The sequence below is a fragment of the Sphingomonas sp. CCH9-F2 genome (assembly GCF_001556735.1).
GTDB lineage: Bacteria > Pseudomonadota > Alphaproteobacteria > Sphingomonadales > Sphingomonadaceae > Sphingomonas > Sphingomonas ginsenosidimutans.
This window is the reverse complement of sequence record NZ_LSJO01000208.1, coordinates 1-21,649: the sequence shown is the minus strand read 5'-3', so window position 1 is coordinate 21,649 and position 21,649 is coordinate 1. Positions and strand designations below refer to the sequence as shown.

28 protein-coding genes and 1 pseudogene are annotated in these 21,649 nt (G+C 69.0%); 18 read left to right on the top strand and 11 right to left on the bottom strand.

The annotated features are described in order from the left end of the window. The coding region (locus AX685_RS20920) for a flagellin (RefSeq protein WP_269450464.1) at positions 1-128 on the top strand (128 nt) is incomplete at its 5' end. A gap of 191 nt (positions 129-319) precedes the next feature. Here AX685_RS20920 and AX685_RS06170 read toward each other — a convergent pair. From AX685_RS06170 to AX685_RS06140, 8 genes are all read right to left on the bottom strand, one after another. Then, on the bottom strand, positions 320-1,087 hold the full coding sequence (locus tag AX685_RS06170; protein WP_066486508.1) for a sigma-70 family RNA polymerase sigma factor: 768 nt from the start codon (positions 1,085-1,087) through the stop codon (positions 320-322). Beyond that, the gene (flhA, locus tag AX685_RS06165) at positions 1,084-3,081 is read right to left on the bottom strand and encodes a flagellar biosynthesis protein FlhA (protein ID WP_066486516.1); all 1,998 of its coding nucleotides are present in this window, start codon (positions 3,079-3,081) and stop codon (positions 1,084-1,086) included. The genes AX685_RS06170 and flhA overlap by 4 nt, the downstream gene beginning before the upstream one ends. Before the next feature lie 70 nt (positions 3,082-3,151). Beyond that, entirely contained in the window at positions 3,152-4,030 is an 879-nt protein-coding gene (locus AX685_RS06160; RefSeq protein WP_066486505.1) for a flagellar biosynthesis protein FlgJ, read from the bottom strand. A 57-nt stretch (positions 4,031-4,087) separates the two neighbouring features. Further along, positions 4,088-4,399: a hypothetical protein gene (locus AX685_RS06155; RefSeq protein ID WP_066486502.1), complete on the bottom strand. Its 312-nt coding sequence runs from the start codon at positions 4,397-4,399 to the stop codon at positions 4,088-4,090. Next, a complete protein-coding gene (flgM, locus tag AX685_RS20915; protein WP_231738608.1) occupies positions 4,386-4,598 on the bottom strand; it encodes a flagellar biosynthesis anti-sigma factor FlgM in 213 nt (70 codons plus the stop codon). The genes AX685_RS06155 and flgM overlap by 14 nt, the downstream gene beginning before the upstream one ends. A 175-nt stretch (positions 4,599-4,773) precedes the next feature. Continuing rightward, a complete protein-coding gene (locus AX685_RS06150; RefSeq protein ID WP_066486499.1) occupies positions 4,774-5,286 on the bottom strand; it encodes a flagella basal body P-ring formation protein FlgA in 513 nt (170 codons plus the stop codon). Next, positions 5,283-5,819 (bottom strand): flagellar motor protein MotB, encoded by a 537-nt coding sequence (locus AX685_RS06145; protein WP_231738606.1) that lies wholly within the window; start codon positions 5,817-5,819, stop codon positions 5,283-5,285. Before AX685_RS06145 ends, AX685_RS06150 begins: the two co-directional genes overlap by 4 nt. Beyond that, positions 5,816-6,511, bottom strand: coding sequence for a motility protein A (locus tag AX685_RS06140; RefSeq protein ID WP_082740569.1), 696 nt, complete (start codon positions 6,509-6,511; stop codon positions 5,816-5,818). Before AX685_RS06140 ends, AX685_RS06145 begins: the two co-directional genes overlap by 4 nt. 220 nt (positions 6,512-6,731) lie before the next feature. Between AX685_RS06140 and AX685_RS06135 the strand changes: the two genes are divergently transcribed. The 13 genes from AX685_RS06135 to AX685_RS06075 all read left to right on the top strand — a co-directional run bounded on the left by AX685_RS06135 (position 6,732) and on the right by AX685_RS06075 (position 17,537). Next, positions 6,732-7,073, top strand: coding sequence for a flagellar basal body rod protein FlgB (locus tag AX685_RS06135; protein WP_066486496.1), 342 nt, complete (start codon positions 6,732-6,734; stop codon positions 7,071-7,073). Between the two features lie 3 nt (positions 7,074-7,076). Then, positions 7,077-7,490 carry a flagellar basal body rod protein FlgC gene (flgC, locus tag AX685_RS06130; RefSeq protein ID WP_066486491.1) on the top strand — a complete coding sequence of 138 codons (414 nt, stop codon included), beginning with the start codon at positions 7,077-7,079 and terminating at the stop codon, positions 7,488-7,490. A gap of 2 nt (positions 7,491-7,492) precedes the next feature. After that, positions 7,493-8,224: a flagellar hook assembly protein FlgD gene (locus tag AX685_RS06125; RefSeq protein ID WP_066486488.1), complete on the top strand. Its 732-nt coding sequence runs from the start codon at positions 7,493-7,495 to the stop codon at positions 8,222-8,224. 52 nt (positions 8,225-8,276) lie between these two features. After that, positions 8,277-9,569, top strand: a complete 1,293-nt coding sequence (locus AX685_RS06120; protein ID WP_066486486.1) for a flagellar hook protein FlgE — start codon at positions 8,277-8,279, stop codon at positions 9,567-9,569. Between the two features lie 27 nt (positions 9,570-9,596). Next, positions 9,597-10,346, top strand: a complete 750-nt coding sequence (locus tag AX685_RS06115; protein WP_066486483.1) for a flagellar basal body rod protein FlgF — start codon at positions 9,597-9,599, stop codon at positions 10,344-10,346. A 14-nt stretch (positions 10,347-10,360) separates the two neighbouring features. Then, entirely contained in the window at positions 10,361-11,149 is a 789-nt protein-coding gene (gene flgG, locus AX685_RS06110; protein WP_066486472.1) for a flagellar basal-body rod protein FlgG, read from the top strand. A 20-nt stretch (positions 11,150-11,169) separates the two neighbouring features. Beyond that, positions 11,170-11,913 (top strand): flagellar basal body L-ring protein FlgH, encoded by a 744-nt coding sequence (locus AX685_RS06105; RefSeq protein WP_066486511.1) that lies wholly within the window; start codon positions 11,170-11,172, stop codon positions 11,911-11,913. Continuing rightward, positions 11,913-13,007, top strand: coding sequence for a flagellar basal body P-ring protein FlgI (locus AX685_RS06100; RefSeq protein ID WP_066486469.1), 1,095 nt, complete (start codon positions 11,913-11,915; stop codon positions 13,005-13,007). Before AX685_RS06105 ends, AX685_RS06100 begins: the two co-directional genes overlap by 1 nt. Beyond that, positions 13,007-13,330, top strand: coding sequence for a rod-binding protein (locus AX685_RS06095; protein WP_066486466.1), 324 nt, complete (start codon positions 13,007-13,009; stop codon positions 13,328-13,330). The genes AX685_RS06100 and AX685_RS06095 overlap by 1 nt, the downstream gene beginning before the upstream one ends. Next, positions 13,327-14,667: a flagellar hook-associated protein FlgK gene (gene flgK, locus AX685_RS06090; protein WP_066486464.1), complete on the top strand. Its 1,341-nt coding sequence runs from the start codon at positions 13,327-13,329 to the stop codon at positions 14,665-14,667. Before AX685_RS06095 ends, flgK begins: the two co-directional genes overlap by 4 nt. Positions 14,668-14,672: 5 nt before the next feature. Further along, complete coding sequence (locus tag AX685_RS06085) at positions 14,673-15,569, top strand: flagellin N-terminal helical domain-containing protein (protein WP_066486454.1); 897 nt, start codon at positions 14,673-14,675, stop codon at positions 15,567-15,569. Positions 15,570-15,771: 202 nt separating this feature from the next. Further along, the gene (motA, locus tag AX685_RS06080) at positions 15,772-16,635 is read left to right on the top strand and encodes a flagellar motor stator protein MotA (protein ID WP_066486453.1); all 864 of its coding nucleotides are present in this window, start codon (positions 15,772-15,774) and stop codon (positions 16,633-16,635) included. Between the two features lie 5 nt (positions 16,636-16,640). Next, positions 16,641-17,537 carry a flagellar motor protein MotB gene (locus AX685_RS06075; protein WP_066486452.1) on the top strand — a complete coding sequence of 299 codons (897 nt, stop codon included), beginning with the start codon at positions 16,641-16,643 and terminating at the stop codon, positions 17,535-17,537. Positions 17,538-17,555: 18 nt separating this feature from the next. On the opposite strand, the gene AX685_RS06070 is transcribed toward AX685_RS06075, so the two are convergent. Continuing rightward, the gene (locus AX685_RS06070) at positions 17,556-18,722 is read right to left on the bottom strand and encodes an acyltransferase family protein (RefSeq protein WP_066486450.1); all 1,167 of its coding nucleotides are present in this window, start codon (positions 18,720-18,722) and stop codon (positions 17,556-17,558) included. A gap of 58 nt (positions 18,723-18,780) precedes the next feature. Further along, on the bottom strand, positions 18,781-19,302 hold the full coding sequence (locus AX685_RS06065; RefSeq protein WP_066486509.1) for a DUF1993 domain-containing protein: 522 nt from the start codon (positions 19,300-19,302) through the stop codon (positions 18,781-18,783). A gap of 67 nt (positions 19,303-19,369) precedes the next feature. Here AX685_RS06065 and ispG point away from each other — a divergent pair, with 67 nt between their 5' ends. From ispG to AX685_RS06050, 3 genes are read left to right on the top strand one after another with little or no spacing between them, the layout of a single operon-like run. Next, complete coding sequence (ispG, locus tag AX685_RS06060) at positions 19,370-20,503, top strand: flavodoxin-dependent (E)-4-hydroxy-3-methylbut-2-enyl-diphosphate synthase (protein ID WP_066486448.1); 1,134 nt, start codon at positions 19,370-19,372, stop codon at positions 20,501-20,503. Between the two features lie 36 nt (positions 20,504-20,539). Beyond that, a complete protein-coding gene (locus tag AX685_RS06055; RefSeq protein WP_066486446.1) occupies positions 20,540-20,770 on the top strand; it encodes an AbrB/MazE/SpoVT family DNA-binding domain-containing protein in 231 nt (76 codons plus the stop codon). Then, positions 20,767-20,949 carry a hypothetical protein gene (locus tag AX685_RS06050; RefSeq protein WP_066486444.1) on the top strand — a complete coding sequence of 61 codons (183 nt, stop codon included), beginning with the start codon at positions 20,767-20,769 and terminating at the stop codon, positions 20,947-20,949. The genes AX685_RS06055 and AX685_RS06050 overlap by 4 nt, the downstream gene beginning before the upstream one ends. A gap of 10 nt (positions 20,950-20,959) precedes the next feature. Here the strand turns inward: AX685_RS06050 and AX685_RS06045 are convergent, their stop codons facing one another. Then, entirely contained in the window at positions 20,960-21,403 is a 444-nt protein-coding gene (locus AX685_RS06045) for a hypothetical protein (protein ID WP_156445701.1), read from the bottom strand. 64 nt (positions 21,404-21,467) lie between these two features. Here AX685_RS06045 and AX685_RS21460 point away from each other — a divergent pair. Next, a pseudogene (locus tag AX685_RS21460) lies at positions 21,468-21,649 on the top strand (EamA/RhaT family transporter); the annotation flags it as partial.

Here is a 21,649-nt window from a genome sequence, read left to right as displayed (position 1 = left end):
TCGAGGACGCGGACTTCTCGACCGAGACGACCGCGCTCGCCAAGGCGCAGATCCTCAGCCAGGCGTCGACCGCGATGCTCTCGCAGGCCAACCAGTCGCAGCAGAGCGTGCTCAAGCTGCTCGGCTAAGCGACGGGTGGGGCCGCTGTCCCCCCGCGGCGGCCCGTAACCGCTGACGCGCGACACCCCGGCGACCGATCTGTCGGCCGCCGGGGTGTCGTCGTGTCCCTTATTCGCCGCCCTCGACGGTCGGCTCGTCGGGATCGCCCGGCCATGCGATCGTCTCCGGCGGGGCAGGGCAGCCCCGCGCGGACAACGCCTCACCCCGCGCCGCGCTGCATCGCCTTCTTCAGCCGGGCGTGCGCCGATGCCTTGATCTGGCAAACGCGCGCCGACCCGACGCCGAGCACCTGGCCGATCTCCTCGAGGTTCAGTTCCTCGACGTGATACAGCTGGATGACCATCTGTTCGCGCTCGGGCAGCGTCGCGATCGCGGCGATCAGCCGGTCGCGCGTCTGCGCCTCCGACAATTGCTCGAACGCATCGGGCGTGTCGCTGGCGAACCACGGCTGGTCGTCGGCATAGACTTCGTCGATCGATTCGTACTTCACCGCCTCGGCGGCGGCATATTCGGCGCGCATCTTCTCGACCGTGACGCCCAGCCGTTCGGCCAGTTCGCGGTCGGTGGGCGCGCGGCCCAGTTCGCCCGACAGATGGTTGACCGCGCGCGCATAGTCGCGCCGCCGGCGGATCGCGCCGCGCGTCATCGCCGCATGACGGCGCAGCTCGTCGATCATCGCGCCGCGCAGCCGCGTGACGAGATATTGTTTGAGCGTCACCTGCCCGCGATCCTCGAACGTGGCGATCGCCTCGACCAGCGCGACCAGCCCGACCTGGATCAGGTCCTCCACCTCGATCGCGGTCGAGACCGAGCCGTGGACATGCCACGCCAGCCGCCGGACCAGCGGCAGGTGCGTCTGCACCAGCGCATTGTCGTCTCGCGCGCGCGCGCGTGGACTATAAGTGAGCGGAGCGGACTCCAGCGGGGTCGCGTTGGCGAACGCGCCCTTCATCGGCTCGGCGCTCATGCCGCCAGCGCCGGCTGCGGGGTGTGGCCGCCAATGATCGCGACGACTTCAACGGCCTTGTCCTCGGGGACTTCGAAAAAGCTCATGACGGGCGTATCCGGAAGAACGGTGCGGACGAGTTTGCGGATCGCCAGGCGGATCGCGGGCTGGACGACCAGTGCGAACGGCTTGGCTTCCGCGATGAGCGGCTGGGCCGCGGCTTGCAGGGCGTCGACGATGCGGCGCCCCAGTTCGGGTTCGATGACCTGGCGGCCGGGATCGTTGCGCATCGCCTGGCCGAGCAGCTGTTCCAGCCCGCCCTCCAGCGTCATGACGCGCAGCGGCTCGCGCACGCCGGCCAGCCGCGCGATGATCAGCGGGCCGAGGTCGGGGCGGATCAGCTCGACGATCTCGCCAGCGTCCTGGCTGCGCTGCGCGGCGATCGCGATCGCGCCGGCGATGCGGCGGAATTCCTTGAGCGGGATGCCCTCCGCCAACAGGCCGCGCAGCACGCCGGTCAGCGTGGTCAGCGGCAGCGTGGCGAGGCTGGCGGCCAGCTGCGGCGTGCGCTCCTTCAACCCGTCGAGCAGCGACTGGACCTCGTCGGCGCCCAGCAGGTCGGCCGAATGCGCGCCCAGCGCATGGTTCAGATGGGTGGCGATGACGGTGCCCGAATCGACCACCAGATAGCCCTGGCCGGTCGCGACGTCGGCGTCGCCGGGCGAGATCCACGTCGCCTCCAGCCCGAAGGTCGGATCCTTGGCCTTCTTGCCGATCAGCTCGCCGAAACCCTGGCCGGTGTCGAGCGCCAGCATCTCATCGGGCGACACCTGATCCTCGCCGATGCACACCCCGCCCAGCATCAGGCGATAGGTGTAGGGCGGCAGGTTGATGTCGTCGCGCACGCGCACCTGCGGCACCACGAAGCCCAGTTCCTTCGACAGCTGGCGGCGCACGCCGGTCAGCCGCGCCATCAGCGGCGCGCCGCGGCGCTCATCGACCAGCGGGACCAGCCCGTAGCCGACGTCGAGGTTGACCATCATCGCCTCGGTCACCTCGTCCCAGCCGATCTTCGACGGATCGGGCGCCTCGACCGGCGCGGCCGGCTCGACGATCTTCGGGCGCTTGGCGATCTGGTTGAGCTTCCACGCGGCGAAGCCGGCGGTGGCGGCCATCGGCAGGATCACCAGATGCGGCATCCCCGGCAGCACGCCCAGCAGCGTCAGGATCGCCGCGACCGGCGTCCAGGTGCGCGCCGAGCCGAACTGGCTGCCGATCTGCCCGGCCAGATCCTTTTCGGACTTCACGCGGGTGACGATGGCGGCGGCGGCGATCGACAGCAGCAGTGCCGGCACCTGCGCGACCAGTGCGTCGCCGATCGCCAGCATCGTATAGGTCTGCGCCGCCTTGCCGACCGCCATGCCATGGCTGACCGGGCCGAGGATCAGCCCGCCGACGATATTGGCGGCCAGGATCAGCAGCCCGGCGACCGCGTCGCCCTTCACGAACTTGGACGAACCGTCCATCGAACCGTAGAATTCGGCTTCGGTCGCCACGTCGACGCGGCGCTGCTTGGCCTCGTCGGGGGTGATCAGGCCGGCGTTCAGGTCGGCGTCGATCGCCATCTGCTTGCCGGGCAGCGCGTCCAGCGTGAAGCGCGCCGACACTTCGGACACGCGGCCCGCGCCCTTGGTCACCACGATCAGGTTGATGATGACGATGATCGCGAACACGAACAGGCCGACGACATAGTCGCCGCCGATCACGAACGATCCGAACGCCTCGATCACATGCCCCGCCGCGGCCGACCCGGTGTGGCCGTGCACCAGCACGACGCGCGTCGAGGCGACGTTGAGGCCGAGCCGGAACAGCGTGGCGAACAGCAGCACGGTCGGGAAGGCGGAGAAATCGAGCGGGCGTTCGGCGTTGAGCGCCACCATCAGCACGGCCAGGCTGATCGTGATGTTCATGATGAAGAACAGGTCCAGCAGCGCCGCCGGGATCGGCACCACCATCAGCACGACCAGCAGCAGGATCGCGGCGGGCAGCGCGGCCTGACGCGCGTTGTGGAGCAGCTTCACCGGGTCAGCCCCCCATGCTCGCCAGCATCATGTACGCCAGGCGGGCATGATCGGGGGAGGGGCGCAACATGCTGTTATTGGCCGCGGCGGCCGACTGGCCCGCCGCCGCCTGGATCCGGCCGAGCGTGGAATTGGCCCAGGCGAGCGCGTCGCTGGCGCTTTGCCCCGCGCCGGTCACCACGGTGGCGTCGTCGCCGATCGCCAGCGCCTGCGCCGCGAACTGCATCGCGGTGGCGGCGGCACTGCCGGTGCCCGCGCCCGCCGATGCGGCGCCCGCACCCAGCTTGTCCGCGAACCGCTGGTACACGTCCGACAGCGATCGGGCGGAGCCGTCGCGTTCGAAGAAGACGTTGCGGTTGGCGCGCGCGGCGGCGGGGAACAGCGACGCGGCGCTGCGATCGGGGTTGCCCTTCATCGCGGACAGGAAAGTGCGCGCACCCCCCAGCCCCAGGAAATGCGCCATGTACAGGTCGGTGCCGGTCGCGGCGCGGCCGGTCGCCGCCTCGATCCCGTCCTTATTGTCGCCGGCATGTTCGGCGGCCATCAGCGATGCGATCTCGGGATTGTTGCGTAGCCCCAGGATCGCGGCGCGATTGCCGCCGGTGACGGTGAAGCGGCCCGACCCGGTCTGCTGGATGCTGTCCGCGGCCCAGCCCAGCCCGTGTTCGGCGCCGTGTTTCTTGACCACCGACAGCCAGCTCTGCTCGATGAACTGGTACAGCCCCGATGCGGAGGAGGTGCCCGCGCGCGCGGTGGCATTCAGGCCGCTTTCCAGCTTTGCCTGGCCCAGCAGATAGTCGAAGTCGATGCCGGTGCGCTGGGCGGCCCGCTGGATCGCGGACGTCACGCGCTGGGTCGTCGGGGAAATCGCTGACACGGTCATATGCCGCAATCAGCAAGAGGCGTGCCATTTCGCCGCGCGGCGCGCGGGTGGCGCGGATCAGGCGTAGGCGACGCTGCCGCGGCGATAGGCGTTGCCGCCCTGGCCGGAAAGAAGCTGCAGGCGGCGGCGGACATTTGCCGCCATCAGGTTGACGTAGATGCGGCAGGTGTCGTTCAGCCGGTCCGCTTCCTCGGCGAGCGCGCGTACCTCGGGCGAGGCGGGGCCGTCGCCGAGCGCGCGCAGCGTCTCGATCGCGGTCAGCTTGTGCGCGGTGGCGCGTTCCAGGGCGTTGAGGTCGTTGGCCTTGAGCGCGGCGATCTCGGCGTGGAGGAGATCGATCACGCGCACCAGCGCGTCACGCCTGTTCATGCGACATCCAATCGTATTTCAGCGCGATAAGCTGGTCGGCGATCGTCGCTGGCGACAAAGGGAAGGTGCCGTTGGCGATCGCGGACTTGATCGCGGCGACCCGCTCCGAATCGACCGGCGGCTTGGTCGCCATCGACCGGGCGAGCGTCTGTGGCGCCTGCACGCCGGGAAGAGACGACGCTGGAGCGTCGGTCGTCACCGCCGGAGCCGCCGCGACGCGCGCGACGTTGGCGATCCGAAGATCTCCTGCCCTGATCGTGTTTGAACTTACCGAGTCTACCATGTCCGCACCCATCCGGTTCCGCTGACACCGGCAGAAACGACCATCGGGGCGGTGACTTTAGCACTTTTTTATAGCGGTCATTGTGGCGCGATCATTCCGGCCATCCCGGCAGGGTCGCGCGGCCCGCCGCGACGGCCACCGCCTGCACCGGACGCGGCGTGTCGTCGACCTTCACCATCAGCCGCGCACCGGGGGCGGCATCGCCCATCGCGACGCCGTCGCGGGTGATCGAAAAGCCGTCCGAACCGGCCTCGATCGTCACCGGATCGCCGCGCCGGATCACCGGGGCGGCGGGGACGGCGGCGGCCGGTCGCAGCGCCGGCGTGGCGGCGGCGGGCGCGGCGCGCGGCGGGGCGAGCACGGGAACGAAGATCCGCCAGCTGGGACCGGCGCAGGCGACGACGACCGCGTCATGCGCATCGGTGCGCCACGACATCGCCACCATCGGGCAGGTCGCCAGCCGCAGCCGCGGATCGACCGGCGCGCGCGCTCCGCCCAGCGCACCGATCGGCTGCGCGGTGAAGGCGGCGACCGCGCGGTCGAGCGCGGCGGTATCCTGGAAAGCGGGCGCCGCGGCGGCGGCGAGGAGGAGCGGCAGGATCATGGACGTTTCCCCTGGGAAGCGACGGACGGATCGCCCGCGAAGGCGAGCGTGACGATGACCGCGCGGCGCCCGGGGCGCAGCGCGGTGGCGATATCGATGCGCGCGTCGGGCACTCCGGCGCGGGCGAGCGCGGCGACCAGCGTGCGTGCGCGATCGGCGGCGAGCACCGCGCCGCTGCCGCTGGCCGCGTCGACGTCGCCATGGCCGGGGACGGTGTCGGCGACGCCGGTGACGGTCAGCCGCACGCGCGGATCGCGCAGCTCGGCACCGGCCCAGGCGGCGAGCGCGGCGGGGCTATACGGCAAATCGGCCCTGCCGGGGGCGAAGCCGTCGATGGCATTGCCCGCGACCGGCATCGCCGGCGCGGTGACGCCGAAGCCGGCGGCCAGCCCCTCGGCCAGCCGCCGCGGATCGAGATCGCGATTGGCCTGGAGCAGCACGAAGAAGCCGACCAGCAGCAGCGACAGGTCGGCCAGCGTCACCAGCCACAGCGGGCGCGCGGGGGCGGGCAGGGGCAGGTCGTCGGCGGTCATGCCGCATCCTCCTCCGCGATCGGCGTGGCGGGAGCAGCGCCATCACGCTGCGGCACGAACGAGACCGGTCGCGGCGCCTCGCGCGCGGCCAGCGCGGCGAGCGGCGCGGCCAGCCGCAGCCGCTCCAGCGCCTCGGTCCGTGCGGCGGTGCGCAGGCGGGTCGCGATCGGCTGCGCGATCAGGTTGGCGAGCAGCGCGCCATACAAGGTAGCCAGCAGCGCGATCGCCATCGCGCTGCCGATCGCGGCGGGATCGGTCATCTGCGTGAACATCGCGACCAGCCCGACCAGCGTGCCGACCATCCCCATCGCCGGCGCCGCCTCCGCCGTGCCGGCCCATACGTCGGCGGCGATCCGGTGGCGTTCGACGCGCGCGCGCTGCGCGGTGTCGAGCGCGTCGAGCAGTGCGGGCACCGGCGTTCCGTCGACGATCGCGGCAATGCCCAGCGCGACGTCGGGATCGGCGACGACGGTGCGGTCCAGCGCCATCGCGCCGTGGCGCCGCGCGATCCGCGACAGCGCGGCGATCTGTTCGACCAGCGGGCCGGCATCGAACCGCCGCCGCAGCAGCACGCGCAGCGCCGACAGCGCGCACGCGACATCGGCGAGCGGGGTGCGCAGCAGCGTCGCCAGCACGGTGCCGCCACCGACGATGGCGAGCGCGGCGGGATCGAGGAAGGTGCCGGGTGTCATGCGCGATCCCCCTGCAATCCGCGGGCCAATCCGCATGCGCTGACGGACGGCGGCCGCGACGGCGCGCGGACGGCAAGATCGTTGCCGGCAACCGGCAAAGGCTTGCCGCCGCTGCTGCCGTGCGGCGCCCCGGCGGCGATTCGTTCCCGTTGCGTGGCATTTGGCACGCCCCTTGCTGATACCTCGGCGAGCACCTGTTCGTGCGAAGGAGGATCGGCCCATGGCTGACGGATTGTTCGGAATTCATGGCAGTGCGCTGGAGGTGCGTTCCCAGCGCATGGGCGTGCTGGCGTCGAATATCGCCAATGCGTCCACCCCCGGTTTCAAGGCCCGCGACCTGGACTTCCGCACCGCGCTGGGCGCGGTGGAGGCGGGCAATGCGGGCGGAATCGACGGCGCGGTGCGCTATCGCGTGCCGACCACCCCGTCGATGGACGGCAATACGGTGGAACTGTCGACCGAACAGACCGCCTTCGCCGAAAACGCCGTCCAGTATCAGACGACGCTGTCGTTCCTGAACGGGCGGATCGGCCAGATCACCCGCGCGCTGAAGGGGGAATAAGCGATGCCCACGGGTTCCCCGCTCACCATCTTCCAGGTCGCCGGGCGCGCGATGTCGGCGCAGCTGACGCGCATGAACACGACCGCGTCGAACCTGGCCAATGCCGGCAACGTCGCGACCACCGCGGACGGCGCGTACAAGACGATGAAGCCGGTGTTCCGCACCAGCTTCGACGCGGCCAGCGGCATGTCGACCGTCGACGTGCAACAGATCGTCACCGCCGGCGAGGCGCCGACCAAGCGGTACGACCCGGCCAATCCGCTGGCCGACAAGGATGGCAACGTCTTCGACGCGGCGGTCGATGAATCGCGCGAGCTGGTCGACATGATGGAGACCGCGCGCAGCTACCAGAACAATGTCGAGGTGATGGATACGGCCAAGAAGCTGATCCTCGACACCATCAAGATGGGTCGCTGATCATGGCAAGCAATTCGCTCACCCTCACCTCCCAGGCGGCCGCCGACGCCAGCAAGAGCAGCTACGACGCCGCGCTGGCCGCGGCGGGGATCACGCGCACCGGCGCGCAGGCGAACACCGCCGCCAAGGGCAACAAGACTACGCTGGGGCAGGAGGACTTCATCGCGCTGATGACCGCGCAGCTGAAGAACCAGGACCCGTTCAAGCCGGTCGAGAATACCGAGATGGTCGCCCAGATGGCGCAGTTCAGCAGCGTGGCGGGCATCAGCGACATGAACAAGTCGCTGGCCGCCATCTCCGCGCGGCTCGGCGCGACCAGCACCGCCGATGCGATGTCGTTCGTCGGCCGCACCGTCCTGACCGAGGGCAAGACCGCCTATGAGCGCAGCACCGGCGGGATCGCCGGCGCGGTCGAACTGGGCGGCGCGGCCAGCGACGTCAACGTCGCGATCGCCGACAAGGACGGCAAGATCGTCAAGAACCTACAGCTGGGCGAGCAGCCGCAGGGCACCGCGACGTTCGACTGGAACGGCAAGGACGACGCCGGCAACGCCGTCGAGAACGGCCCCTATACGATCACCGTCGAGGCGGCGAACAAGTCCGCGATCGTCGCCGCCACGCCGCTGGTGTGGGCGCCGGTCCAGTCCGCCACGCTGGTGCCCGGCGGCGAGCCGGTGCTGAATGTCGCCGGCCTCGGCGAGGTCAAGCCGGCTTCGGTCCGCAAGGTCACCTGACACCCCCATCCACGAACCTGCCATCACATCGTTACCGCGAGGAGTTTACACCATGTCCTTCTTCACCGCGCTTTCCGGCCTGCAGGCGATGCAGACCGACATGGCCACGATCAGCCACAACCTGGCCAACGTATCCACCACCGGCTTCAAGAAGAGCCGTACCATGTTCGCCGACGTGATCGCGTCGAATGTGTCGACCGATCCGCGCAAGATGGTCGGTTCGGGCGTCATGGTGAAGGGCACGGTACAGCAGTTCAAGGACGGCCCGCTCAACGGCACCACCAACGCGCTCGACATGGCGATCGTCGGCGAAGGCTTCTTCGTGGTGAAGTCGACCGGCCTGTCGGACCAGGTCAACTATACCCGTACCGGCAGCTTCTCGGTCGACGACGATCGTAACGTGGTCGATTCGCAGGGCAGCTTCCTGATGGTCTATCCGGTCGACAATGACGGCAACGTCACCTCCACCGGGCAGCAGGGGCTGACCAACCTGCAGATCCAGCAGACCAGCGGCACCCCGCAGGCGACCGCGAACGTCGCCACGTCGGTCCAGCTGACGTCGACCTCGTCGCTGAAGGATGCGACGAAGTTCGACCGTACCGACACCACCACGTACAACAACTCGGTCGCCAGCCGCATCTACGACGCAAACGGCAATCCGATGACGATGACCAACTATTACGTGCGCACCGCGATGGGCGATCCGGCCGCGTCGCCGCCGACGACCGGCACGTGGAAGGTGTTCACCTTCGTCGGCGACGCGCCGATGCGCCGCACCGGCGACACCGGCACCCCGCCGCCGCCGGTCGAGCTTAAGTTCGGCAACACCGGCGCGCTGATCGCGCCGGCGACGGGCACGCTGGCGTTCGATCCGTTCATCCCGGCCTCGGGCGCGGCGCAGCAGCAGATCACGCTGAGCCTGGCCGGTTCGACCCAGCTGTCGAGCGCGTCGTCGGTCAATTCGCGCAGCCAGGACGGCGTCGCGGTCGGCCAGCTGGCGGGCGTGACGGTGGACGATTCGGGCCTCATCAAGGCCAGCTTCTCGAACGGTGACATCGTGCCGCTGGGCAAGGTGGCGATGGCCAAGTTCTCCGCCCCCACTGGGCTGCGCCAGGTCGGCGGCGGTTACTGGCAGGCGACGGGTATCTCGGGCGCGGCCAACCTGGGTTCGGCGGCGACCGACGGCTACGGCAACCTGAAGTCGGGCCAGGTCGAAGGGTCGAACGTCGACATCACCGAGGAACTGGTCAACCTGATCGCGGCGCAGCGCAACTTCCAGGCGAACGCCAAGGCGCTGGATACCGCGACGCAGGTGTCGCAGGCCATCCTCAACATCCGCTCGTAAGCGACAGGCGGGGGCGGGAGCCGGTAGATGGACAAGCTGGTCTATACGGCGGCGACGGGTCTGCGCGCACACATGTCCGCGCAGGCCGCGATCGCCAACAACATGGCGAACGCCTCCACCACCGGTTTTCGCGCCGATCGCGTCATCTTCGACCGCATCGTCCTGTCCGACGGCACCACCACGCTGTCGGCGCGCCAGCCGACCGGGCAGGAAGTGCGCGACATCGACCGCCGGCAGGGCGCGTTGCAGCAGACCGGGCGCCCGCTGGACGTCGCGGTGACGGACGAGAACAGCTGGATCGCGGTGCAGGCAGCCGACGGCAGCGAGGCCTATACCCGTCGCGGCGACCTTCAGGTGTCGCCCTCGGGTGCGCTGGAAACCGGCGACGGCTTCATCGTGGTGGGCCAGTCCGGCCCGATCACGCTGCCGCCGTACAGCCAGCTGTCGATCGGCCAGGACGGGTCGATCGCGATCGTCGCGCAGGGCGACACCGGCGGGCCGCAGGTGATCGACCGGATCAAGGTGGTCTCGTCGAAGGGGTCGCAGACCGTCAAGGGTCTCGACAATCTGATGCGGGTTCCCAACGGCGGCGCGCTGCCCGCCGATCTCGACGCGAAGGTCGCGTCGGGCACGCTCGAGGGATCGAACGTGAACATGACCCAGGCGCTGGTCGACATGATCGAGAACCAGCGCAGCTACGAGGTGCAGGCGAACCTTCTGAAGGAAGCACGCACCATGGACGAATCGAGCGCATCCGTGATGCGCCTGCCGGGCTGAGGAAGGATTAGCTCATGACCACCGCCGCCATGCACATCGCACGTACCGGGATCGACGCCCAGGACATGCGGATGCGGGTCATCTCGAACAACCTGGCGAACGTGAATACCACCGCGTTCAAGCGCGATCGCGCGTCGTTCGAAACGCTGTCCTACCAGGTCGTCACCGCTGCGGGCGCGCCGTCCAGCTCGGAAACCAAGTATGCCACCGGCCTGAACCTGGGCACCGGCGTGCGCGTGCAGGGCACCGCGCGGATGGAAACGCAGGGGTCGATGAACCAGACCGGCAACAGCCTGGACGTCGCGCTGGACGGCGACGGCTATTTCCAGGTGCAGATGCCCGGCGGGACGCTGGGCTATACCCGCGCCGGCAATTTCAGCCGCTCGCCCGAAGGGATGCTGATCACCAGCCAGGGGTATCAGGTGATGCCCGGCGTCACCATTCCGGCCAACGCCAGCGAGATCACCGTCGGCATGGACGGCACCGTGTCCGCCACCGTCCCGGGCCAGTCGGGGTCGCAGAACCTGGGGCAGATCCAGGTCGCCAGCTTCCCCAATTCGGCCGGGCTGAAATCGAACGGCGACAACATCCTCCTCGAAACCGATGCCAGCGGCGCGGCCAATCTGGGCGTCGGCGGGCAGGACGGGCGTGGCCGCGTGCGGCAGGGCCAGCTGGAGGCGAGCAACGTCAACGTCGTGGAGGAGCTGGTCGACATGATCGAGACCCAGCGCGCGTACGAGGTCAATTCGAAGATGATCTCGGCCACCGACGAGATGCTCAAATACGCCAACCAGAACATCTGATCGCGACAGGAATGCAGATCATGGCCACCCGCCCCATCCCCCTTCGCCCGCTGGCGCGCGATGCGCGCTGGATCGAACTGGCGCTGGGCGCGACCGCGCTGGCGCTGGTCGCGGCGGCGTTCGCGCCGGCGCCCGCCGACGCCAGCCTGTTCGGGCGCAAGAAGCCGAAGGAGGATTTCACCGCGATCCGTGCGCCGCTGGCGCCGCCGGTGACGCCGCCGCCGCCCGCCAATGGCGCGATCTTCCAGGCGTCGGCCGGCTATGGCGCGCTGCACGAAGGGTGGCGTGCGCGCCGCGTCGGCGATCCGCTGACGATCGTGTTGGTCGAACGCACCGCGGCGTCCAAGACGTCGTCGTCGAAACTTGATTCGAAGGGCGGCTTCGGCCTGACCCCGCCGACCACCGGCGCGCTCAGCCTGTTCGGCGCGAGCGATGCCAGCGTCAGCGGCAACCGCGGCTTCAACGGCACGGGTGCGGCCGACCAGTCCAATTCGCTGACCGGCGAGATTTCGGTGACCGTCGCGGAAGTCTATCCCAACGGCACGATGCTGGTGCAGGGGCAGAAGCGCGTGACGCTGAACCGCGGCGACGAATTCGTGCAGATCAAGGGGATCGTGCGCACCGCCGACGTCGATCGCGACAACCGCGTGGAATCGACCCGCGTCGCCGATGCGCAGATCGCCTATACCGGCAAGGGCGACGTCGCCCGCTCCAGCCGCCAGGGCTGGCTGTCCCGCTTCTTCCAGGTCGTGAGCCCGTTCTGATGATCCGTGCCATCCTCCTCGCGCTGGCCGCGCTGCTGGTCGCGACCCCTGCGACCGCCGACCGGATCAAGGATCTGGGCGGGTTCCAGGGCATCCGTTCGAACCAGCTGACCGGCTATGGGGTGGTCGTCGGGCTGCCGGGCACCGGCGACGACAATCTCGAATATACCGTCCAGTCGGTGAAGGCGGTCGCCTCGCGCTTCGGGTTGCAGCTGCCGCCCAACGCCAATCCGGGGATGAAGAACGCCGCGGTGGTGATGATCACCGCCGAACTGCCGCCCTTCGCCAAGCCGGGCCAGCGGATCGACATCACCGTCGCGTCGATGGGCAAGGCCAAGTCGCTGCGCGGCGGCAGCCTGGTGCTGACCCCGCTGCTGGGCGCCGACGGGCAGACCTATGCGATGGCGCAGGGCAATCTGGCGGTCGGCGGGCTGGGCGCGGAGGGCGCGGACGGATCGAAGATCGTCGTCAACGTCCCCTCCACCGGTCGCATTCCCGAAGGGGCCACCGTCGAGCGTGCGGTCGCGACCGGGTTCGAGGATACGCCGTTCCTGACCTACAATCTGGCGCGCGCGGACTTCACCACCGCGCAGAACGTCGCCGCCGCGATCAACCGCCGCTTCGGGCTTGGCACCGCGCAGGCGACCGACGCGGTGTCGGTGGCGGTGCGCGCGCCGGTCGGCGCCGACGTGCGCGCGACGCTGATGAGCCAGATCGAGAATCTGGCGGTGGAGACCGCCGAGCCGTCCGCCAAGGTGATCGTCAACGCGCGCACCGGCACGGTCGTCATCAACTCGGCCGTGCGGCTGGGCGCGGCGGCGGTGACGCACGGCAAGCTGACGGTGCGCATCGACGAGAATCAGCGCGTCAGCCAGCCCGCGCCGTTCAGCGGCGGGCAGACCGCGCTCGAGAATCGCTCGAACGTGTCGGTCGAGGAGGAGAAGAAGCCGATGTTCCTGCTGTCGCCCGGCCCGAAGCTGGCCGATGTGGTGAAGGCGGTGAACGCGATCGGCGCCAGCCCCGCCGATCTGGTGGCGATCCTGGAGGCGCTGAAGGAAGCCGGCGCGCTCAAGGCCGAACTGGTGGTGCTGTGATGACGACGATGCCGACCATTTCCGGTGCGACCGGGATCGATTCGGGGCTGGGCCGCACCGAGACGCGCGACAACCTGGCCAAGGCCGGGCAGCAGTTCGAGGCGGTGTTCACCGGCATGATGCTGAAGTCGATGCGCCAGGCCAAATTGTCCGACCCGCTGTTCGACAGCAAGGCGCTCGACACCTTCCGCGACATGCAGGACCAGGCGACGGTGCGCCACATGGCCGAGCACACGCCGGTCGGCATCGGCAAGGCGATGACCGATTTTCTCGCGAAATCTCAACCGAATCTTAATGCCGGTCATGGCACGCAGTTAGAATGAGTGACTTGCTCGCCATCGGCGCTTCGGGCGTCCGCGCGTATCAGACCGCGCTGACGACGACGTCGGAGAACATCGCGAACGCCGGGACTGCGGGCTATGTGCGCCGCACGACGGTGATGCGCGAGGTCGCGTCGGCGGGCAGCTACGGCAGCGGAACCCTCAACGGCAGCGGCGTCATCGTCGACGGCGTCGGCCGGTCCAGCAATCCCTATACCGAGGCGGCGGTGCGCAACGCCGGTGCCGATCTGGCTCGCACGCAGGCCAGTTCGGTGTGGCTCCAGCGGATCGAGACCGCGCTGGGCGGCGGCGCGCTGACGACGCAGATGACCGCCTTCTTCGGCGCGGCGACCGCGCTGCAGGGCGAACCGACCAGCACCGCGCTGCGCGCCGGGATGCTGAGCGCGTCGGCGTCGGTCGCCGATTCGTTCGGCGTGACCGCGCGCTCGCTCGACGAATCGATGACCGAGCTCGATTCGCGCGCGGTGCAGAACGTCGGCGAGCTCAACCGGCTCAACCAGGCGGTGCTGAAGGTCAACCAGGGCCTGATGACCGTCGTGCCCGGCACGTCCGCTGCGGCGGCATTGCAGGACCAGCGTGACCAGCTGCTGGAACAGATGAGCGGGCTGACCGACATCGACGCGCAGTTCGATTCCTTCGGCCGCGCGACGGTGCGTGCCGGCGGCAACAGCGGACCGGTGCTGGTCGACGTGCGCGAGGCGACCAACGTCGGCTATGCGCGCAGCAACGGCAACGTCGCGTTGCAGGTGACCCGTGCCGACGGATCGTCGCAGCTGATGAGCCCCGAAGGCGGCGCGCTGGCCGGCGTGGCGGAGGGCGCGCAGCGCATCTTCTCGACCCGCCAGGAACTGGGCGCGATCGCCGACAAGTTCACCAGCACCGTCAACACCCTGCAGCGCAGCGGACAGGATCTGAACGGCGCGACCGGCACCGACCTGTTCACCGTCGCCGCGGGCGATCCGACGAAATTCACCGTCGCGCTGAGCGATGGCGCGAAGATCGCCGCCGCCAAGACCGGCGGGCAGCGCGACGCCAGCAACCTCGCGACGCTCGCGGGGCTGCGCGTCAGCGACGATTACGAAGGCCGCGTGCAGAAACTGGTGACCCAGAATGCCGCCACGCTGAAGCAGCGCAACCTGGTGTCGGACGCGCAGACCGCGATCCACGACGGCGCGCTGACCGCCCGGTCGGAGCTGTCGGGGGTCAATTTCGATGCGGAGGCGATCGATCTGGTCCGCTTCCAGCAGGCATATCAGGCGTCCAGCCGCGTGGTGCAGGTCGCCCGCGAAACGTTCCAGTCGATCCTCGAAATCAGGTAAGCGCGATGCAGATTTCCAGCAGCCTGTTGTTCGAACGCTCCGCCGGCAAGATGAGCGATCTGATGAAGACCGCCACGCGGCTTCAGACGCAGATCGCCACCGGCAAGAAGATCACCAACCCGTCCGAAAACGTGGCGGTGGCGCAGCAGATCGCCGAACTGGCGCGCAAGGACGCCGATGCCGAGGTCTATGGCAAGAACCTGGACCTGTCGGCCGCGCTGCTCCAGCAGGCCGATTCGACGCTGGGGTCGATCAGCGTGCAGATGCAGCAGGCGACCGAACTGGTGAACAAGGCCGCCAACGGCGCGCTCAGCGGCAGTGACCGCAAGGTGATCGGCGACCAGCTGTCCTCGATCGTCGATGCGCTGATCGGGCTGGGCAATACCAAGGACCTGCGCGGTCAGCCGCTGTTCGGCAGCCTGGCGGGCACCGATGCGGTGATCCGCAACGCGAACGGCACCTTCACCTACAACACCGCCAACAAGCTGTCGGAAATCCCGATCGGCGACGGCGTGTCGGTCCAGCCGACCGAGACCGCCGCGCGCATCTTCACCTCCGGCTCCGGCGACACGTTGCAGGCGCTGTCGACGCTGGCCGCCGCGTTGCAGACCGGCACGGCGAGCGAGACCGTCGCCAATGCCGCGATGGCGCCGCTGAAGGAGGCCAGCGAACAGGTATCGGTGGTGCAGGCGTCGGTCGGCGCGCGCGCGGCGCGGGTCGATCTGCAACAGGGGCTGCTCGACAGTTCCAATCTGGACCGCGCGGACCTGCGGTCCTCGCTGGAGGATGTCGACGTCACCAAGGCCTATACCGAGCTGTCGAAGACGCTGACGATCCTCAACGCGACGCAGCAGAGCTTCTCGAAACTGTCGCAGCTGTCGCTGTTCACCTATCTGCGCTGATCGCGCGGCCGCGCGCGCGGCGGCGTCGCCGTGCGCCGGCGGCGGTTTCGTCGCGGGGGCGTGCCGCCGGCGGCGCGATCGGGGACGGCAGGAGCGGGGAGGGGGTCGGTACGAATTTCGCGCGCGCGGTAACCACTTCGCTACCCCTGCCGGGTTAACCACGCTGCGGTAACCGTCACGTCCTTCTTTCGGGGAAACGCGCATGTTTGCGGCCATCGGCCTCGTCGTCCTTCTCGGCATGGTGTTCGGCGGGTTCGCCATCACCGGCGGCAATCTCGGCCCCGTCTTCCACGCTATCCCGCACGAAATGCTCATCATCGGCGGCGCCGCGGCCGGCGCGCTGATCATCGGCAATTCGATGGGCGAGCTGAAGGCGATGGGCGGCGGCCTGGCCAAGGTGTTCAAGGGGCCGAAGTACAAGAAGCAGGACTATCTCGACGTCATCTTCCTGGTCAGCAAGCTGATGAAGATGCTGCGCATGGAAGGGCCGATCGCGCTGGAGCCGCATGTCGAGGATCCCAAGTCCTCGGCGGTGTTCGCCGAATATCCCAAGCTGCTGAAGGACCATACCCTGGTCAACCTGATCGCCGACACGCTGCGGCTGGTCGTGGTCTCGTCCGGCACGCTCGACGTCCATGCGGTGGAGGAGGTGATGGACAATGCCATCAAGACCCACCACCACGAGGTCGAGGGCCCGGAACACACGTTGCAGAGCCTGGCCGACGCGCTGCCCGCGCTGGGCATCGTCGCCGCGGTGCTGGGCATCGTGAAGACCATGGGCTCGATCGACAAGCCGCCGGCGGTGCTGGGCGGGATGATCGGTTCGGCGCTGGTCGGCACGTTCATGGGCGTGTTGCTGGCCTATGGTATCGTCAATCCGTTCGCGGGCCGGCTGAAGCAGGTGATCGCGGCCGATGCGGCGATCTATCACGTCGTCAAGCAGATCATCATCGCCTCGCTCCACGGCCATCCGCAGCCGCTGGTGATCGAGGCGGCGCGCTCGGGCATCGACCACAAGAACCAGCCCGGCTTCGCCGAGGTGTTCGACGGGCTGCGCGGTAAGTAAGCGCGATGGCCAAGGCTCCGCACGGCAACAACCAGCCGCCCAAGGTCGTCATCGTCAAGAAGATCAACGTGATCGCCGCGGGGCACCACGGCGGCGCGTGGAAGGTCGCCTATGCCGATTTCGTGACCGCGATGATGGCGTTCTTCCTGCTGCTGTGGCTGCTGGGCGCGACGACCGAGAAGCAGCGCAAGGGCATCGCCGATTATTTCGCGCCGACGCTGATCGACAAGAAGGTGGTCGGGCTCGGCGGCAGCGGCGTGTTCGGCGGCGAATCGATCACCTCGAAGGAGAAGATCGGCGCCAAGGCGGGCACCGCGGAAATCCGCGCCATCGCGCTCGTCACCGAACGCGCGCCGGGCGAGGTCCGCGGCTTCGGTACCAAGGGGTCGCTGCGCAGCGCGGCGGCGCAGGAGGACCAGCGCAATTTCGCGCGGCTCAAGCAGGAGGTGATGCGCCGCATGGCGCAGAGCCGCGACATGGCCAATCTGGCCAAGCATATCCGCTTCACGATGACCCCCGACGGGATGCGCATCGACCTGATCGACGACGCCGATTATTCGATGTTCGCGCTGGGCACGACGACGCTCGATTCGAAGGCGAGCGAGCTGATCGGGCTGGTCGCCAAGGGCATCGGCGAGACCGAGAACCCGATCATGATCCGCGGCTATACCGACAGCCTGCCGTTCGGCGATCCGCGCGCGATGAACAACTGGATGCTGTCGTCGGGCCGTGCCGAATCGACGCGGCGGCGGCTGGCGCTGGGCGGTATCCCTGAATCGCGCTTCAACCGGATCGAGGGCGTGGCCGATCGCGAGCCGATGATCGCCGACAATCCGCAGGATCCGCGCAACCGCCGCGTCGCGATCACCCTGCTCTACCGCCCCGGCACGTTCGGGCAGTAACGTTTCGGCCAGTAACGTTCACGCGATCGCCGGGCGTGGATCGACGCCGCTCCGGCGCGAAGCGTGGCGGCGCAGCCCGATCAGCGGGCGCAACGGCCCGATCGCGCGGCCGATCAGGTAGAAGGCCCAGCACCCCGCCACCGTCGCGGCGACCAGCACGATCGCGTCCAGCCACACCGGCCAGCCGGTGGCGCGCAGCCAGAAGGCGACCACCACGATCACCGACTGGTGGACGATATAGAAGGGGAACACCGCCTCGGTCAGCATCGGGCGCCAGCGATGGTCGCGGTTCCAGTGTCCGTCGGCATAGCCGATCAGCGCGGCGACCGCCGCCCATCCTTCCACCGCGCGCGCGACGGAGAAGGCCGTGCCCCATGGCGCGGGCATGGTGTTGCCCGGCCAGCGGATCTCGATCGCCGCGACCAGAAGATAGGCCAGGATCGCGATCCCCGCCGATTCGCGCCACCGCCGCACGAACCCGGCCAGCGTCGCCGGCGCACACGCCAGCGCAAAACCGAACAGGAAGGCGGGGAAATAGGTCGCGTGCGCCACCCAGTCGTCCGTCAGCGCATGCGTTTCGCGCCCGCCGGGGAACAGGACGAAATTGACCAGCACCATCCACCCGATCGGCAGCAGCAGCAGCGCCGGGCCGCGCATGATCCAGGCAAAGCCGCGCTGCGCGGCCTGCCGCCCGCGCGCCGGCACGATCGCGACCAGCGCGGCCAGCACCAGCGTATAGACCCACAGATAGCCGACGAACCACAGATGGTTCCACGTCGGCAGCACCAGCGGGCCCAGCGCGCCGAAGCGGAAATAGTCGTGCAGCCAGAAATGCCAGAAGCCGTGCGCGTAGCCGTAGCGGCTGGTCAGTTCGACCCACGGTTGCACCGGCACGATCACCGCCACCCCGAACGCCAGCGGCACCAGCAGCCGCAGGCTGCGCTGGCGCGCGAACCGCCACGGCACCTTGTTGCGCAGGAACAGCGCGCGACTGGCATAGCCCGATACGACGAACAGCAGCGCCAGCCGCCACGGGTTCGACGCCATCATCGGCACCGCCACCCACCAGGCGCCCGGCAGCTTCACGTGGAAGTCCCATGGCACGAACACCATGCCCACGTGGTAGAGGATCAGGATCGCGAACGCCCCGATGCGAAGCCAGTCGAGGCCGTAGTGCCGCTGCATCGCGCGCGCCCCTAACAGCTTCGGCGGCGTGACGCTAACCCCTTGGCGCGCCTTCCTATCAACGCCCGAGGCGCAGCCGGCCGAGGAAATCGGTCTTGCCCAGCGGCAATCCCTTCATCCGCAGGATCGCATAGGCGGTGGTGGCGTGGAAATAGAAGTTGGGCTGCGAGAAGGACAGCAGGAACGTCGTGCCGGTGAACGGCAGCCGCATCTCGCCCATCACGAAATCGACCGGCGCGGCGGCCAGCGCGTCCATTTCGGCGGCGTCCAGCGCGGTCAGCGCGCCGGTCGCCTCCGCCAGCAGCGCGTGCAGGGCCGCGAAATCGGTCGGCCACGGCGCGCGGCTGGGGGTGAAATGCCCGTCGCGCACACCCGCGATCGCGGCGAGCGAATGCTCGCGGCACGCCTTCACCTGATAGCCCAGCGGCGCCATGTCGGGGGCCAGCCGTGCGTCGATCAGGTCGGCCGGGTCCAGCCCATGATCGGCGGCATAGGCCTCGGCCTTGGTCAGCAGGCCGTCGACCGCGCCCAGCGTCTGGAGCATCGACGGCACCACGGCCTCGTACAGCGACAGCGTCATCATCCCTCTCCATTTCCGTTTTGCTGCGCGGATCGCTATATCGCCCGCGAACCGATAGGAAGCCTTCATGTCCGTCCGTCCCTGGCGCGATATCCAGCGTCGCCCGAGCCGCCAGATCATGGTCGGCAACGTCCCCGTCGGCGGCGATGCCCCCGTCACCGTCCAGACGATGACCAACACCCCGACCGAGGATGCCGCGGCGACGATCGACCAGATCCGCCGCTGCGAGGAGGCGGGCGTCGACATCATCCGCGTCAGCTGCCCCGATGTGGAAAGCACCGCAGCGCTGGGGCAGATCGTGCGGGCGGCCCGGGTGCCGATCGTCGCCGACATCCATTTCCACTACAAGCGCGCGCTGGAGGCGGCGGACGCGGGCGCGGCGTGCCTGCGCATCAACCCGGGCAACATCGGCTCGTCGGAGCGCGTGGCGGAGGTGGTACGCGCCGCCAAGGCGAACGGCTGCGCGATCCGCATCGGCGTCAACGGCGGGTCGCTGGAACGGCACCTGCTGGAAAAATATGGCGAGCCGTGCCCGGACGCACTGGTCGAAAGCGCGCTCGATCATATCAAGCTGCTGCAGGACCATGATTTCCACGAATACAAGGTCGCGGTGAAGGCGTCCGACCATTTCCTGGCGGTCGCCGCGTACCAGCAGCTGGCGGCAGCGGTCGACTGCCCGCTGCACCTGGGCATCACCGAGGCGGGCGGCTTCGTCGGCGGAACGGTGAAGAGCGCGATCGGCATCGGATCGCTGCTGTGGTTCGGGATCGGCGACACGATCCGCGTCAGCCTGTCGGCCGAGCCGGAGGACGAGGTGCGCGTCGGGTTCGAGATCCTGAAGGCGCTGGGCATCCGCAACCGCGGCGTGCGCGTCGTCAGCTGCCCGAGCTGCGCGCGCCAGGGCTTCGACGTGATCCGCACCGTGCAGGCGCTGGAGGAACGGCTCCAGCACATCCGCACCCCGATGAGCCTGTCGGTGCTCGGCTGCGTCGTCAACGGCCCGGGCGAGGCGCGCGAGACCGACATCGGCATCACCGGCGGCGGCAACGGCAAGCACATGGTCTATCTGTCGGGCGTCACCGACCATCACGTCCAGGACGCCGACATGATCGAGCATATCGTCAGGCTGGTCGAGGCCAAGGCCGCCGAGATCGAGGCGGCGGACGCGGCCAAGGCCGCGCCGGTACTGGCCGCCGAGTAGGACCTGTCGCATATGTCGCGTCCTGGAGGGCGTGACATGACCTATCATGCGAAGGTGATCGCCGGCGGCAAGATCGTCATCCCCGCCGCGCTGCGCCGCGAACTGGGGATCAGGGACGGCGATTCGGTGGTGCTGGAACGCGATGGCGAGCATCTTGTCCTGCACCGCGACGATCTCGCCGCCGCGCTCTCACGGCTGCGCGATGCGATGAAGGGGTATAGCGTCGACCGGTTCCTGCGCGAACGACGGCAGGACTGGGGGGAGTGACGCTGGTCGTCGATTCGTCGGTCGTGCTTGCGTTGCTGCTGGGCGAGCCGGGTGGCGAGCGATTGTCGCAGGAAACCGGGCCGCTGCTGTTGTCGACGGTGAACCTCACCGAGGTGCTGACCGCCGATCACGCCTGGGCGGCGCTGGACGTCGGGCTGGAGATCCGCCTGATCCGCTGAGCGGCACGCCTCAGAAATAGATGTCGACGTAATCGGTCAGGCCGTCGCACGCCTCCATCTGCTGCAACCGCCAGTAGCGGCGCGTGCCGGTGATGCGGAAGGTGAAGGTGCCGTCGCGCACGCACCGGCGGCCGACGTCGGGGGTGTCGGTGATGACGATCCGCCCGCGGAAGGTGAACTCGCGCGCCGCGATGCGCAGCACGTCGCCGTCGATCGTCAGCACCCCCGGCTGCCCGGCGACGCGCTGTTCCCCGTCGATATGCACCAGCGCGCCCGGCTGCCGGACGTGCAGCAGGCCGCGGTGCGTACCGTCCCAGTCGATCCACTGCAGCGACACACCCTCGTTGCCGCGCAGCCGCGCCAGCGCCGCGCGGTCGATCACCTCGGTTCGGCCCGCGGTGTCGGGCGGGGTCGCCGCCGCGGCCAGCAGCAGCATGATGAGCGGACGGAGCATCGCGGGCGCCTTTTCCTTGCCGGTTCCTGTCGTCGCGGCCTAGCCGACGTGATACCGCCGCGCCATGACCCGCCGTTCTTCCCGCCATCTGTCGCCTGCGCTCGCCTTCGCGGTGGCGGCGGCGGGGATCGGGCTGTTTTCGGTGATGGACGCCTTCATGAAATCGCTGACGCTGGCGATCGGCGTCTATAACGCGCTGCTGTGGCGGATGGGCGCCGGGTCGCTGTTCGGCGCGGTGGCATGGGG

Bases quoted from the DNA above. Each gene is read 5' to 3' on its own strand.
- AX685_RS06145 (WP_231738606.1), bottom strand. From the start codon at position 5,819: ATGACCGCCGACGACCTGCCCCTGCCCGCCCCCGCGCGCCCGCTGTGG.
- AX685_RS06100 (WP_066486469.1), top strand. From the start codon at position 11,913: ATGATCCGTGCCATCCTCCTCGCGCTGGCCGCGCTGCTGGTCGCGACC.
- AX685_RS06070 (WP_066486450.1), bottom strand. From the start codon at position 18,722: ATGCAGCGGCACTACGGCCTCGACTGGCTTCGCATCGGGGCGTTCGCG.
- AX685_RS06160 (WP_066486505.1), bottom strand. From the start codon at position 4,030: ATGACCGTGTCAGCGATTTCCCCGACGACCCAGCGCGTGACGTCCGCG.
- ispG (WP_066486448.1), top strand. From the start codon at position 19,370: ATGTCCGTCCGTCCCTGGCGCGATATCCAGCGTCGCCCGAGCCGCCAG.
- AX685_RS06065 (WP_066486509.1), bottom strand. From the start codon at position 19,302: ATGACGCTGTCGCTGTACGAGGCCGTGGTGCCGTCGATGCTCCAGACG.
- AX685_RS06125 (WP_066486488.1), top strand. From the start codon at position 7,493: ATGGCAAGCAATTCGCTCACCCTCACCTCCCAGGCGGCCGCCGACGCC.
- flgG (WP_066486472.1), top strand. From the start codon at position 10,361: ATGACCACCGCCGCCATGCACATCGCACGTACCGGGATCGACGCCCAG.
- AX685_RS06055 (WP_066486446.1), top strand. From the start codon at position 20,540: ATGACCTATCATGCGAAGGTGATCGCCGGCGGCAAGATCGTCATCCCC.
- AX685_RS06085 (WP_066486454.1), top strand. From the start codon at position 14,673: ATGCAGATTTCCAGCAGCCTGTTGTTCGAACGCTCCGCCGGCAAGATG.
- flgC (WP_066486491.1), top strand. From the start codon at position 7,077: ATGCCCACGGGTTCCCCGCTCACCATCTTCCAGGTCGCCGGGCGCGCG.
- AX685_RS06075 (WP_066486452.1), top strand. From the start codon at position 16,641: ATGGCCAAGGCTCCGCACGGCAACAACCAGCCGCCCAAGGTCGTCATC.
- AX685_RS06170 (WP_066486508.1), bottom strand. From the start codon at position 1,087: ATGAGCGCCGAGCCGATGAAGGGCGCGTTCGCCAACGCGACCCCGCTG.
- AX685_RS06045 (WP_156445701.1), bottom strand. From the start codon at position 21,403: ATGCTCCGTCCGCTCATCATGCTGCTGCTGGCCGCGGCGGCGACCCCG.
- AX685_RS06115 (WP_066486483.1), top strand. From the start codon at position 9,597: ATGGACAAGCTGGTCTATACGGCGGCGACGGGTCTGCGCGCACACATG.
- AX685_RS06095 (WP_066486466.1), top strand. From the start codon at position 13,007: ATGACGACGATGCCGACCATTTCCGGTGCGACCGGGATCGATTCGGGG.
- AX685_RS06120 (WP_066486486.1), top strand. From the start codon at position 8,277: ATGTCCTTCTTCACCGCGCTTTCCGGCCTGCAGGCGATGCAGACCGAC.
- AX685_RS06150 (WP_066486499.1), bottom strand. From the start codon at position 5,286: ATGATCCTGCCGCTCCTCCTCGCCGCCGCCGCGGCGCCCGCTTTCCAG.
- AX685_RS06140 (WP_082740569.1), bottom strand. From the start codon at position 6,511: ATGACACCCGGCACCTTCCTCGATCCCGCCGCGCTCGCCATCGTCGGT.
- motA (WP_066486453.1), top strand. From the start codon at position 15,772: ATGTTTGCGGCCATCGGCCTCGTCGTCCTTCTCGGCATGGTGTTCGGC.
- AX685_RS06105 (WP_066486511.1), top strand. From the start codon at position 11,170: ATGGCCACCCGCCCCATCCCCCTTCGCCCGCTGGCGCGCGATGCGCGC.
- flhA (WP_066486516.1), bottom strand. From the start codon at position 3,081: ATGGTGGTGCCGATCCCGGCGGCGCTGCTGGACCTGTTCTTCATCATG.
- flgK (WP_066486464.1), top strand. From the start codon at position 13,327: ATGAGTGACTTGCTCGCCATCGGCGCTTCGGGCGTCCGCGCGTATCAG.
- AX685_RS06155 (WP_066486502.1), bottom strand. From the start codon at position 4,399: ATGAACAGGCGTGACGCGCTGGTGCGCGTGATCGATCTCCTCCACGCC.
- AX685_RS06135 (WP_066486496.1), top strand. From the start codon at position 6,732: ATGGCTGACGGATTGTTCGGAATTCATGGCAGTGCGCTGGAGGTGCGT.